At 62.3% G+C, this 12,830-nt stretch carries 13 protein-coding genes; 9 read left to right on the top strand and 4 right to left on the bottom strand.

Annotated features, from left to right (window positions below):
* Positions 1-104: 104 nt before the first annotated feature.
* Entirely contained in the window at positions 105-1,553 is a 1,449-nt protein-coding gene (locus ABFX18_RS02285; RefSeq protein WP_346057240.1) for an NAD(P)-binding domain-containing protein, read from the bottom strand.
* A gap of 262 nt (positions 1,554-1,815) precedes the next feature.
* On the opposite strand from ABFX18_RS02285, the gene ABFX18_RS02280 reads away from it, so the two are divergent.
* The 7 genes from ABFX18_RS02280 to ABFX18_RS02250 all read left to right on the top strand — a co-directional run bounded on the left by ABFX18_RS02280 (position 1,816) and on the right by ABFX18_RS02250 (position 7,566).
* Entirely contained in the window at positions 1,816-2,202 is a 387-nt protein-coding gene (locus tag ABFX18_RS02280) for an ArsR/SmtB family transcription factor (RefSeq protein WP_346057239.1), read from the top strand.
* Positions 2,203-2,205: 3 nt separating this feature from the next.
* On the top strand, positions 2,206-2,640 hold the full coding sequence (locus ABFX18_RS02275; protein ID WP_346057238.1) for an arsenate-mycothiol transferase ArsC: 435 nt from the start codon (positions 2,206-2,208) through the stop codon (positions 2,638-2,640).
* 30 nt (positions 2,641-2,670) lie between these two features.
* Complete coding sequence (locus ABFX18_RS02270; RefSeq protein ID WP_346057237.1) at positions 2,671-3,921, top strand: MFS transporter; 1,251 nt, start codon at positions 2,671-2,673, stop codon at positions 3,919-3,921.
* Between the two features lie 337 nt (positions 3,922-4,258).
* Positions 4,259-5,425: a glutathione-independent formaldehyde dehydrogenase gene (locus tag ABFX18_RS02265; protein WP_346057236.1), complete on the top strand. Its 1,167-nt coding sequence runs from the start codon at positions 4,259-4,261 to the stop codon at positions 5,423-5,425.
* A 1-nt stretch (position 5,426) separates the two neighbouring features.
* On the top strand, positions 5,427-5,996 hold the full coding sequence (locus ABFX18_RS02260; protein WP_346057235.1) for a type 1 glutamine amidotransferase domain-containing protein: 570 nt from the start codon (positions 5,427-5,429) through the stop codon (positions 5,994-5,996).
* The gene (locus ABFX18_RS02255; RefSeq protein ID WP_346057234.1) at positions 5,993-6,295 is read left to right on the top strand and encodes a putative quinol monooxygenase; all 303 of its coding nucleotides are present in this window, start codon (positions 5,993-5,995) and stop codon (positions 6,293-6,295) included. Before ABFX18_RS02260 ends, ABFX18_RS02255 begins: the two co-directional genes overlap by 4 nt.
* A gap of 140 nt (positions 6,296-6,435) precedes the next feature.
* Entirely contained in the window at positions 6,436-7,566 is a 1,131-nt protein-coding gene (locus tag ABFX18_RS02250) for an NAD(P)/FAD-dependent oxidoreductase (protein ID WP_315109512.1), read from the top strand.
* A gap of 172 nt (positions 7,567-7,738) precedes the next feature.
* On the opposite strand, the gene ABFX18_RS02245 is transcribed toward ABFX18_RS02250, so the two are convergent.
* From ABFX18_RS02245 to ABFX18_RS02235, 3 genes are all read right to left on the bottom strand, one after another.
* The gene (locus tag ABFX18_RS02245) at positions 7,739-10,396 is read right to left on the bottom strand and encodes an excinuclease ABC subunit UvrA (protein WP_346057233.1); all 2,658 of its coding nucleotides are present in this window, start codon (positions 10,394-10,396) and stop codon (positions 7,739-7,741) included.
* A gap of 462 nt (positions 10,397-10,858) precedes the next feature.
* The gene (locus ABFX18_RS02240; protein WP_428833622.1) at positions 10,859-11,203 is read right to left on the bottom strand and encodes a DUF7882 family protein; all 345 of its coding nucleotides are present in this window, start codon (positions 11,201-11,203) and stop codon (positions 10,859-10,861) included.
* A gap of 387 nt (positions 11,204-11,590) precedes the next feature.
* On the bottom strand, positions 11,591-11,872 hold the full coding sequence (locus ABFX18_RS02235) for a hypothetical protein (protein WP_346057232.1): 282 nt from the start codon (positions 11,870-11,872) through the stop codon (positions 11,591-11,593).
* A 139-nt stretch (positions 11,873-12,011) separates the two neighbouring features.
* Here ABFX18_RS02235 and ABFX18_RS02230 point away from each other — a divergent pair, with 139 nt between their 5' ends.
* The gene (locus ABFX18_RS02230) at positions 12,012-12,449 is read left to right on the top strand and encodes a LexA family protein (RefSeq protein ID WP_346057231.1); all 438 of its coding nucleotides are present in this window, start codon (positions 12,012-12,014) and stop codon (positions 12,447-12,449) included.
* Between the two features lie 4 nt (positions 12,450-12,453).
* Positions 12,454-12,729 (top strand): Y-family DNA polymerase, encoded by a 276-nt coding sequence (locus ABFX18_RS02225; RefSeq protein WP_346057230.1) that lies wholly within the window; start codon positions 12,454-12,456, stop codon positions 12,727-12,729.
* Positions 12,730-12,830: the final 101 nt, after the last annotated feature.

Raw genomic sequence — 12,830 nt, 5'->3', positions numbered from 1 at the left:
GGCGTAGAGACCGCTATGCACCATGGGAATGTGAGGTAGACGCGCGTCCTTCACTGCTGCTCCCTCACGAGCCCCGACCGGTGAGAGGCTTCTGGCGTACTCCGCTAACTCTTCTGGTGGGCGAATAGATCGTTGTGGCCGTGCAGTGTGCCTGTCGCGAATCCGATGGTCACGGGTTCGGGTGCGCCACAGCATGAAGCGGCGGGTGTTTCTGTCACTGAGGTGGCGCAGTCGGGCGCAGAATCGTCAGTCGTAGGCAAGTCGCATGATCCGCCGAGGTCGGTGGAACACACCCCGGTTTCGGGGAGCTCTAGCCGTACGAGGTCTGCGGCTGCGCGGTCTCCGGCGAGTGCGGCCGCGATGGATCGGACCTGCTCGTAGCCGGTGGCCATGAGGAATGTCGGTGCGCGGCCGTAGCTCTTCATTCCCACGATGTAGAAGTTCGGGTCGGGATGGGCCAGGACTCGTTCACCATGGGCTGTGACGGTGCCGCAACTGTGAAACTCCGGGTCGATGAGTGGGCCGAGCTCCTTAGGCGCCTCGACGATGTGGTCCATGTCTAAGCGAAGCTCTGAAAGGAAGGACAGGTCGGGCCGGAATCCCGTAGCTGGCACCACCAGATCGACAGTGAGGCTGTCCCCGTAAGCGAGTTCCACCGTGAGGCGGGTGTCTGCTTCCAAGGATGTGACGGCGACGTTTTCGAGGATCGTGATGTCGCCGTTTTCAACGAAGCGGCGCAGGCTGGTGCCGAGTTGTCCACGCGCGGGAAGTTCATCGGCTGCCCCTCCTCCGTAGAGGCGGATTGGGTTCGCGGTTCCGCGGAGTCCCCACAACACGGTCGTGCCTGGATGCTGTTGGCGGAGCTTTCCGAGACTGATCAACGTGTTCGCAGCGGAGTGTCCGGCGCCCAACACGAGAACAGTTTTCCCAGCGAAACGCTCAAGCTCACTCCCCAACGGATCAGGCAGCGGTGACGTGATGAACCCTGCCTCACGAGCCCGGACTTCACCGATCGCCTCGATCCCCGAGCGGCCCACCGGATTCGGCCCGCTCCACGTACCCGATGCGTCGATGACTGCGCGGGCGAAAAGATCCTTCGTGCCTGCCGCGGTTTCCGTGCGGACAAGAAAGAGCGTCTGGTCACGCCCTGCAGAGCGCGTCTTGTCGACACCCGCACCGTCGGGGGCTACCCGAGTGACCCCGACGACGCGGTGCCCGAAACTGATCCGTGGTGCCAGTGCTGGATGGGCGGCAAGTGGTTCCAGATAGTCGCTGATCATGTCAGCACCAGTGGGGAGACGCGTTTCTCGGGGCGTTTCCCAACCGCCTGAATACCCATCCGAATTGGCTTCCAGAAGCCTGCGAGCCGCTGCGTCGATGTTGTAGCGCCACGTGGAGAACAATTTTATGTGCCCCCACTGGGCCATTGCGGCTCCTACCGTTGCTCCTGCCTCCAAGACGCGCACGTCTTGGTCTCGCTCGAGGAGATGTGCCGCCGCAGCCAGCCCGATAGGTCCGGCACCAATGACAATGACGGGATGCGTTTCGCTCATGGTCTTTTCTCCTGCGATTCGAGAGGCTATTTTTCGGGGGAGGATTTCGACGATCGTCGTTGCGCGCACCCGAATTCAAGGCTGCAGAAAACGGTCGAGCGCGGACAGCGCGACCGTGATCGGGCCGGTGGATGCAGTAGTTGCCCCTGCGCACGTTTCCTTCACGCCAAACATCGACGGACATCGATGTGTCGAGTATGGTTGAATATATCGACACTTGTCAATCTCTTAAGGCTGTGCTCACAGAACGCGAGGATGAGCGATGTCCACACTGGTTGCTGCGAACACACGTACGGAGGACCTTGCCGCCGCGGGCGTTCTGCCCAGCGCTCCGTGCTGTGTGCCCCCGCGAGGAGAGGAAGCTCTTCCGGCTGAGGAGGCGGAGATGCTTGCTGTTCGATTCAAAGCGCTCGCGGATCCGAACCGGTTGCGCATCCTCTCCATCGTTTCTTCGAGCCCCGAGGCAGAAACGTGCGTCTGTGACTTGTCTGAGCCGCTCAAGCTGGGGCAACCGACAGTTTCCCACCACCTGAAAATCCTGGTCGAGGCCGGACTTCTTAATCGCGAAAAGCGCGGTGTGTGGGCCTACTACTCACTCGTCCCTGGCGCTTTGGATTCTCTCGCTGCGACCCTCGTTTCGAAAGGCTGATCAATGACCGTTCTCCCCCAGGAAGCACCACAGCCGGCCGTCCTATTCGTGTGTGCGAAAAACGGCGGCAAATCACAGATGGCGGCGGGACTCATGAAGCACGAAGCGGGCGACAAGATCACGGTCACGTCCGCGGGTACCAAACCAGCGGCAGCGATCAATGCTCGCTCCGCTGAAGTGCTTCTCGAGATGGGCATCGACATCAGCGTAGAAGTGCCGAAGCCGTTGACCGAGGAGAACATGCGCGCCGCAGGCCTCGTTATTGTTCTCGGCACAGAAGCTCAGGTCCCAGCTGTCGACGGTGTGGAGATCGAGATATGGGAAACCGACGAGCCCTCACTGCGAGGTATTGAGGGCCGCGAACGCATGACACTGATCCGCGACGACATCCACGCACGCGTCCAAAAGCTCAAGGCCCGCCTACTCTCAACGCAGTAACCGCTTCGGACACTCATCCCGGATGCATTCATGAGCGACGCCCAGGCCGCAATACCTACACGCTTGAGGTCAAAGCAGCGAGGCCAGGCAATCGCGGGTTTAGGTGTGGGGCAGATCCTCTCATGGGGGTCCACCTTCTACCTCCTGGCAGTACTTGCTGACCCCATCACGACCGACACTGGCTGGCCGAAGTCGATAGTCGTAGCGGGTGTCTCCGTGGGGTTAGTAGTGGCAGGGCTCGCGTCCCCTCGCATCGGCGCCCTCGTGGCCGGCAATCACGGACGTGCCGTATTGATATTCAGCGCCCTACTGCTGGCCGCGGGTCTCGTAGTCCTCGGGTGCGCTCAGAGCCAATGGTGGTATCTGGGCGCGTGGGTGATTCTCGGGCTGGGGATGAGCGGTGGACTGTACAACGGGGCATTCGCGATTCTCGGCCACACCTATGGGGCTTCAGCAAGGTCAGCCATCACGTTCGTCACCCTCTTTGGCGGATTCGCGAGCAGCGTCTGCTGGCCGCTGAGCACTCTGCTCGTCAACGAATTCGGTTGGCGCTGGACCGCTTTCGTTTACGCCGGCGCACACCTACTTATCACCGCACCCCTCTATGCGCTCACGATCCCTACTCGCCCGGACGCGTCACCAACACCGAATAGGCCCACGTCACAGAATTTGGAGGAGCACCTCAGCAGGGCACCCCGTTGGCCGTTGATTGTTCTGGTCGCCATGGTCATCACTCTGGGAACGTCCATTGCCGCGTTGATGTCGATGCACATGTTCTCGTTGCTGGCTGGCGTCGGTATTGCCGGCGCTACTGCCGTTGCTCTTGCCGCGCTCATTGGCCCGTCCCAAGTGGGAGCCCGGTTGATCGAGCTCATCGTTGGGCGCAAACATCATCCACTGTGGACGCTACTCATCGCGACCTTTGCGACAGCGGCAGCAATTCTTCTCCTCGGGGTCGGAGCCCTCACTCCTCTCCTCCTGGTAATTATCTACGGGGTCGGGATCGGGTTGAGTTCCATTGCGAGCGGGACCGTACCCTTGGCGCTTTTCGGACAACACGCCTACGCCAAGATTATGGGCCGCATCGCGCTTCCATCCCTACTCGCGCAAGCGGCAGCACCGATCATCGGAACCGCGCAAATCGAGCACGTCGGTCACATATACACACTGATATGGGTCGGGGCAGCCGCGTTGATCGCGTTCTTGCTGACGGTCTTACTGATGCTACTTGAGCAACGCAGACGGCAACCCCTCATGGTTCACAAAGGCCATCCGATGTGAAACCTGCTCGAACCGGTGCGTCTCGCAAACATTGCTCGCGATGCATAGTTTGGGGACACGGATTACGAGACGCAATTCGCCCCGAAATCGAGGAGCCTAGACACCGTCTAATAAACGACCGTCTTCGAGGCACCACGCGATAGAGGCGATATTGAGCCCCGAAAACGTGCATTAGAACCTGGTTTCGGTGGGCGTTTCGACGACAAGGAGTCGGGCGATCGTAAGGTAAACCTCCTTGACATGTGGCCTTTAGGGGCGTTGTGTACCCCGGAGGGACCGCCATGTTAGCGACCCCCCTAGAAGGACTATCGAGCAACACCAGCGGATCGGAGCAGACATGAAAGCAGTGGTGTACGAGGGACCTCGTCAGGTCAGCACGAAAGACGTCCCGGACGCGAAGATCGAGCGACCCACCGATGTCCTGGTCAGGGTAACGACGACGAACATCTGCGGCTCGGACCTCCACATGTACGAGGGGCGGACTTCCTTCGAGGTAGGTCGGACGTTCGGTCACGAGAACATGGGCGAGGTCATCGAAGTCGGTAGTGGCGTGGAGAAGGTTAAGGTTGGCGATCGGGTTGTGCTGCCGTTCAACATCTCGTGCGGGTTCTGTAAGAACTGCGAACGCGGCCTGACCAACTACTGTCTCACCACCCAGCCCGAACCATCATTCGCCGGTGCGGCCTATGGGTTCGCCGACATGGGTTCCTATGGCGGTGGCCAAGCGGAACTGCTCCGTGTGCCTTTCGGTGATCACAACGCGCTGCGCCTGGGCGAGGATGCGGAGGAGAGGGAGAACGACTACGTCATGCTCTCCGACATCTTCCCCACCGGCTACCACGCCACCGAGATGGCCGGCGTGATCCCGGGCGATAGCGTTGTGATCGCTGGGGCGGGTCCGGTCGGATTGATGGCCGCCCTGTCCGCGATCATCAAGGGCGCAGCAAAGGTGATGGTGGTCGACCGCCACCCTGACCGGCTCGCGCTGGCGGAGCAGATCGGCGCGATTGCCATCGACGATTCCAAGGTCGACCCCGTGCAAGCCGTTCTCGACGAGACGATGGGTCTCGGAGCTGACCGTGGCTGCGAATGCGTGGGTTACCAGGCCCACGATCCCCAAGGCAACGAGGACATGGCCGCTACTATGAACATGCTCATCAACGCGGTGCGTTTCACCGGAGGAATCGGCACCGTGGGCGTGTTCGTCCCCCAGGACCCCGGAGCCAAGGATGACCTCGCCAAGCAGGGAAAGGCGGCCATCGACTTCGGAACGCATTGGTTCAAGGGTCAGACCATGGGGAGCGGTCAGGCCCCGATCAAGCGGTACAACCGCCAGCTGCGGGACTTGATCGCCGCCGGCAAGGCGACCCCTTCGTGGATCGTCTCCCACGAGATCTCGCTGGACCAGGCTGCCGATGCCTACAAGAACTTCGACGCCCGGTCCAAGGGTTGGACCAAGGTCCTCATCAAGCCCGGCATGGCGACCGAGAAGAAGGCGAGCTGATATGACCGAGACGCTACAGGGCAAGAGAATCGCCATCCTCGCCGCCGACGGGGTCGAGCGAGTCGAGCTCGAAAAGCCCCGCGAGGCACTGGAGCAGGCTGGCGCACAGACCGAGGTCCTGTCGATCCATGACGGTGAGATTCAGGCCCGTGAGAACGACCTGGATGCAGCAGGCACGTTCACCGTTGACGGGTTGGTCGCCGACGCCTCGGTGGGCGACTACGACGCCCTGCTGCTTCCCGGCGGCACGGTGAACCCTGACCAGCTCCGGGTCGACAAGGACGCCGTTTCCTTCGTCCGCGACTTCGTCGAGAGTGGCAAGCCCGTTGCAGCGATCTGTCACGGGCCGTGGACATTGATCGAGGCAGGTGTGGTCGAAGGTCGCACCTTGACGTCCTTCCCGAGCATCCGCACGGATCTGCGCAACGCCGGTGCGGACGTCGTCGACCAGGACGTCGTGGTGGACGGCAACCTGATCACCAGCCGCTCGCCCGATGACTTGCCTGCGTTCTGCGATACGATCTCAGCGAAATTTGCGAGCAATTCGAACCAGGAAGAGGTGATGTCATGAGCGTGACGAAGGGACTGCTGGTCAGGTTGGAGGCCCTGCCCGGTAAGGAAGACGAGGTCCAGGAATTCCTCGGCATCGGACGAGGGCTCGTCGAGGAGGAACCGGCCACCACCGCGTGGTTCGCGATCCGTCTCGGCCCGTCCTCATTCGGGATCTTCGACGTGTTCCCCGATGATGCCGGCCGCGACGCGCACCTGTCCGGCGCAGTCGCTGCCGCTCTTGGCGAGCAGACCGGCAAACTGTTCAGCGAACCGACGATCGAGAAGCTCGACGTCCTGGGCTCCAAACTCCCCGCCTGACACCACAGACCGGGAGTACTGACCCAGAAAGGAGGGGTCGCTGCGCGCGGTGACTTCGGGCTTACACAGCCCGGGGACGTCGTGGCAGCGGCCCCTTCCCTTGCGGCCTATCGCTAATCACTAACAGATCGGGAACCGCGATGACAGGAACTGACGACGGCGTTGCCACGACGCGTTCACCCGAGGTAGCAGTGATCGGTGGCGGGATCGTCGGTCTGTCGACGGCGTACGCGCTGCGGGAGCAGGGCGTACCGGTGCGCTTGTACGAGGCTGGTCTGCCCGGGACGGGTCAGTCCGCAGGCGAGGCGCGGATCTTCCGGCATGCCCACGACGACCCGCGACTCGTCGCTTTCGCGCGCGAAAGCCGCGGCGTATGGGATGAGTGGGCCGAACGCTTCGACGTCGAGCTGGTCTCATCAGACGGTGTCCTGGCGATCGGAGACAGCGCCCTGGCGCGGCTGCGGGTGCTCGACCAGGTCGGCGGCGTGGAAGCGCACGAGATCGACGCGGCCGAGGTCGCCCAGCGGATGCCGCTGCTCGCTGGGTACTCGGGGCCAGCGGTGCTCGACGAGTCGGGCGGCGCGATCCGCACCCGCGCCGCGATCACGGCACTCACGGGTGCCCTCGCAGATGCGGTCACCACCGGTGAGGTCATCTCCATCGATCCCCGCGCCGACGGGACGGTCGAGGTGCGCAGCGTCACCGACCGGGCTGTCTACTCCAAGGTGGTCGTGTGCGCCGGCCGCGAAACCGCCCGCCTGGCACGCAGCGTCGGCCTGTCGCTGCCGGTTCGCCTTGCCGCACACGTCAGGCTGACGTTCGACGTGAAAGCCGCCGCCCCGGCGCGAGTTGCGTGCCTGCAGGACAGCAGCGGCGTCTTCGGCGAAGTCGGCGTCTACGCGACGCCGCTACCGGGCAACAGCAACTATTCGGTCGGACTCAGCGACACCGTCGGCGTCCGCGACGACGGAACTTTCATCGACCCGGCGGCGATTCGATCGCTGGACGAACGCGCACGCGAATACGTGACACGGGCGCTGCCCGGTCTCCACCCAGAGCCGCGCGACTTTCTTCACTGCTGGGTGACCGACCTCCCGTGGAGTGAGGACGGCGTGGCCGTGTGGGAGGCAGGCTCTGTCCTTTTTGTGGCCGGTCACAATTTGTTCAAGCAGGCACCTGCGCTGGGTCGTGCTCTTGCCCGGGCTGCGACCGGCGGTGGTCTCCGCGCCGAGCTCACGCCCGAAGCGCGCCTCGGCGAGGCCCAGAGCTAGGCTGTGTCTCCCAATCGCGGGCGGCGGGTGACCCGCGATTCTGGCCGGCAAACTGTTCAGCGAGCCCACGATCGAGAAGTTGGACGTCCTGGCCTCTAAGCTCCCCGCCTGAGACTACGACCTCGTCGAGTGCGTCGCTGTGCGATGTTCAGATCGCACAGCGGCACACTCGTCACGATGGGGTCACGTTGGTGGCTGCCTGCAATGCGGCGGCAAGGTAGCCCGCGGAAGCACCGACGCCCTTGTCCGCGACGTAGGCGGGCGTACCAGCTGCAACCACGGTCCCGCCGGCGTCGCCCGCGCCGGGTCCAAGATCGATCACGTGATCGGCCACCGCGACAACGCGCATGTCCAGCTCCGCGGCAACGACCGTGTTGCCCGCATCGACCAGCGTCTGCAGATGCGCGATCAGACGATCCGTGTCGGCGCAGTGGAGCCCGGACGTTGGCTCGTCCAATACGTACAGCGTGTCCCCACGCTGCGCACGCTGCAACTCGGTCGCCAGCTTGACTCGCTGGGCCTCACCCCCCGAGAGTTCCGTTGCCGGTTGACCCAGTCGGAGGTAATCGAGTCCAACGTCCGACAAAGCGGCCAGCGATCGCGTGATCTCCTCATCGCCCACGAAGAAGAGGTTCGCCTCCTCGACGCTCATCGACAACACGTCAGCGATCGTGCGCCCCCGCCACGTGATCTCGAGCGTTGACGCCTTGTATCGGGTGCCGTGACAGTCGGGGCATTCGGTGTACACGGAGGGCAGGAAGAGGAGCTCGACCATCACCGATCCCTCGCCCTCGCAGGTCGGGCAGCGCCCGCCGGCGACATTGAAGGAGAATCGGCCGGGCTTGTACCCGCGGGAACGAGCTTCCGGGGTATCTGCGAATCGACGACGGACATGGTCGAACAGCCCGGTGTAGGTGGCGACGTTCGACCGCGGCGTCCGGCCGATGGGCCGCTGGTCAATGACGACCAGCCGCCGTACACCGGTGACGGGCCCGGCAATCCGTCCATCAAGACGTTCCGGCGCATCCGCGAGGAGTGACTCGTCGCTGACCGGCTCGTCATCGGCCAGGACGGCCCGGCCAAGGCGATCGCCAAGCAGCGACGGAAGCGCCTGGCTGACCAGACTCGACTTGCCGGACCCGGACACGCCCGTAACCGCGGTGAAGACACCCAACGGGATATCGACCGCGAGGTCGTGCAGGTTGTTCCGCGTCACGTTCTCCAGGCGCAGCCAACTGCGTGCCTCACGGGGTGTGCGAAGAGGGAGACCGCGGCCGCCGAAGAGGTATCCGCGTGTCACCGACTCCATGATATCGGCTAGCCCGTCGGGCGGGCCGCTGTAGAGCACTCGGCCGCCGTGTTCACCGGCACCGGGGCCGATGTCGACCAGCCAGTCCGCGTGCCGCATCACAGCCACGGAGTGTTCGACGATGAACAGGCTGTTCCCTCGCCCCTTGAGCCCATCCAGGATCCCGAGGAGCGCCGCCACATCCTGCGGATGCAGCCCCGCCGATGGTTCGTCGAGGACGTAGACCACCCCGAACAGATCAGAGCTGAGTTGCGTCGCGAGCCGTAACCGCTGTAGCTCACCACCAGACAGCGTCGGCGTCGTCCGACTCAATGAAAGGTAGCCCAGCCCCAAATCGACCAGTGGACGAAGCCGCTGCAGCACTCCTGAAGCGAGCTGGACCGCAGCAGCACGCTTCTCTGGCGCGGGACGCACTGTGGGTCGCACATCCGACGTCGAGGCCTGCGGCGACTCGCCACCGGCGATTCGATCTTCCCATGCGGCTCGTGGAGAGACCGCCCCAGAAGAAGCGGCCTCCCGCTCTATGCGTGCGGTGACAGCCGAGAGCGTCGTGATAAGTTCCCGAAGCGGCAGTTGGGAGAATTCGGCGATGTCGAATCCTTCGAACGTTACAGACAGCGCCTCGGGCTTCAGCCGTTTACCATGACAGACCGGGCAGGTCGCAGCGGTGAGGAACTGCGCGACGCGCCGCTTCATCGATGCGCTCTTTGTGTTCGCGAACGTGTCCAGAATGTACCGACGAGCCCCGACGAACGTGCCCGAGTAGCTCGGCTCCGCACCTGCTTCGATCGCAGCTTTGGACTCGGAGAGGGTGAGCCGGGAGTGGACCGGAACGAACGGGGTCTCATCGGTGTACAGGATCCAGTCCCGGTCCTTTCGCGGCAGGTCCTGCCACGGCACATCGACGTCGTAACCGAGAGCAACCAGTACGTCGCGCAGCTGATGGCCGTGCCACGCGGTCGGCCAGGAAGCGATGGCGCGTTCGCGGATGGTGAGCGATGGGTCCGGGACCATCTGCTGCTCGTTCACCGTGTACACGCGGCCGATGCCGTGGCACTCCGAGCAGGCTCCTTGGACCGTGTTCGCGGAGAAGTCATCCGAATACAACATCGGCTGCCCATCCGGGTAATCCCCGGCTCTCGAGTACAGCATTCGTATCAAGCTCGACAACGTGGTGATGCTGCCCACGGTCGATCGTGCGTTGCCGGCACCGCGCTGCTGCTGCAGCGCAACCGCAGGCGGCATCCCCGTGATCGAGTCGACATCGGGCACTCCCGCCTGATCAATCAGACGGCGGGCGTACGGTGCCACCGACTCTAAATAGCGTCGCTGCGACTCGGCGTACAGCGTCCCGAACGCCAGCGAGGACTTTCCCGATCCAGACACCCCGGTGAACACGACCGTTGCATCGCGCGGCACAGAGAGACTGACATCCTGCAGATTATGTTCGCGGGCCCCGAGAACGCGAACATCGGGCTGCACGGAGACCTCCGTCGGCACAATCGCAGAGGGCTCAACCATGGTTGAAGCTTAGCTGAAGACGAGACGGTGGGATGGCCTTCGGCCGTCGGAAAGGTCTCTCGCACCAACAAGGGAACGGAGTGCGGCTGTAGTGGCAAGGCACCCCCATACCCATCGCCAAAAGCAGCAAGGCAATAGAGACGCTCAGTAGGTGGCCTAAACAAGCCCATAGTGGGATATCCCGCGCTCACTAACCGCATGAGTGAATCGACGAAAAAAGAAGAACTCCCACCGCGAGCAAGACGTCGTTAGTAACCAAGTGCGCGGCTCCTATACCTCAGTAGAAACCGTAAAGGATTCTCTGTCGGTCGGCCTTTAACGGTCCTGACCGCGGTCACACAGACGAAGGATCGTGCGGGAGAGAAGGTCCGCAATCCCGGCAACCTTTCGATGCTGCAGGTACATAAGCGCACCCAGTTACGGCCCGCCGAGCTTCCCTTCCCAGGAGGAAGGATAGCTCGGTTACAGCAGGTCAGGATTGTTTTTGATGAACCGGTCGGCCTCGGCCTCGCTAATTGCGATTAGTCCACGAGGTGTGTAAGCAAGCGAGTTCAAAGCTCGCACCCACGTTTTACTCATTTCAGGTTCTTTACTTCCTGAGAAATGAAACGATACTGCGACGTATGGGGACAACCAGACGGACATACGACCATCGCCTTGATCGTGTGGTTTCTGCCAGCCTAGGAAAAATCCTTCTTGCTTTTTTAGTTTCTGGCCGATAACAAACTGCAAGTGTGGCAGCAACCGGTCTTCAAACTCGTATTCCTTATCACCGAGTATGAACTTTCCCATGGCTAAGAAGGACACATATCTACTTAGGTGAGAGCGAAATGCCCGCATCAATACTTTAGAGAGTCACCACCTCTGACAACGTTCTCGGACGTGAGCCGCAGCTAAGACACGCGAACACCCACTTCACCGTGACTCACTCTAGGAGTGAGGGACCACGCACCCGGTGACTCACCTACGAGGTGAAAATCACGTGGCCCCCCATCTTGAGAGTAAAGCACTCCCCCAACCTTTGGGAATCTGACTTCGTTATCCACCCAGGCTCGTCGACACTCCAAGCTAACGAGTTATCGCTTCGTCGTTGTTGAGTGGCGCACTTTGTGCTTCCCGCGCAGCGGCGACACTGTCTTACGAGGCGATCGTGAGGGCGGCCTTCCTTTGGCCCCCTCGTAGTGCCGGACCTCTTTAATTCTGGCGGCCAGATCGCGCTTCGCCATTGGCGTCGATCTGACGTTCGATTTCCAAACGGAGTTTACGAGCACGGTCCCTGAGCGCCCGATATTCAGATTCCTGACTTGGGATCACGTCAGCCTCTCCCCGAGCCTCCCTAAACCTTTCGTCATCGGCCTCATTCTGCATCACCCCCTCGTACTCCTCGAGAACATGAATAAGAACGGTGTAATCGTCGTCATGCGAGAGGTCGAGCAGCACGGGTTCGAACGCCGACTTGTCGCGATCAGTGGCCATGGTTCGGATACTATCCGCCACCGCCCACGGACTCGACGCGGCATCGTCGCTTCTCTCGACACGCCAGCAGATTGGCGCCCTGTCGGAAGCGCGTCGCATAATAGGCACTCGAACATATGTTCGATGATTGCGGGGCGTCATGCGGGTGGAAGATGTGCGGATTCTAGGCCCCAACGCGCCTGCTGTAGCGATCCCCATCGCGAGCGTTGAAGCTGCGTGTGGTTTCCCCTCCCCCGCGCAGGACTACGAGACGACCGAGATCGATCTGAACGAGCACCTGATGCCGAACCGGGTCTCCACCTTCCTGATTCGCGCGCGCGGCAATAGCATGACGAGTGCCGGGATCTACGACGGGGACGAGCTGATCGTGGACCGCTCGATCCGCCCAGAGGACGGGCACGTCGTCGTCGCCGTCGTTGACGGCGAGATGACCGTGAAGCGCCTCCGCGTGACACGGGTCGGCGTGGTGCTCTCGGCTGAGAACTACCAGCACCCCGACATCGAGGTCGCAGAGCTGTCAGAGCTGCACATCTGGGGTGTCGTTACGAGGAGCCTGCACCGTGTCCTCCGAGCGTAGACGGATGGTCGCGCTCGTGGACTGCGAGTCGTTCTACGCGAGCTGTGAGCGGATCTTCGATCCCACCCTGTACGGCCGCCCCGTCGTGGTCCTCTCGAACAACGACGGCTGCGTCGTGGCGATGTCACGGGAGGCGAAGGCGCTGCGGGTCGAAATGGGCGCCCCATGGTTCAAGATCAAAGAATGGGCGGCCAGCGCCGGCGTCGTCGCCCGCTCGAGCAACTACGAGCTCTACGGCTCCCTATCCGCGCGCGGGATGAACCCTCGCATGTTGCAGTGAATGCAACTGTTCACACTTGCAAACGACGTCTATTCACCAGAGAGGTGCGGATCTGCTCTGACCATAACAGCGAGATCTGGCGGATGCTGAGATCTGAGTTG

Origin of the sequence: Leucobacter alluvii, assembly GCF_039530485.1 — a bacterium.
GTDB classification, from domain to species: Bacteria; Actinomycetota; Actinomycetes; order Actinomycetales; family Microbacteriaceae; genus Leucobacter; species Leucobacter alluvii.
Note: the sequence above shows the minus strand (reverse complement) of the source record. Positions and strands in the feature narration are given on the sequence as shown.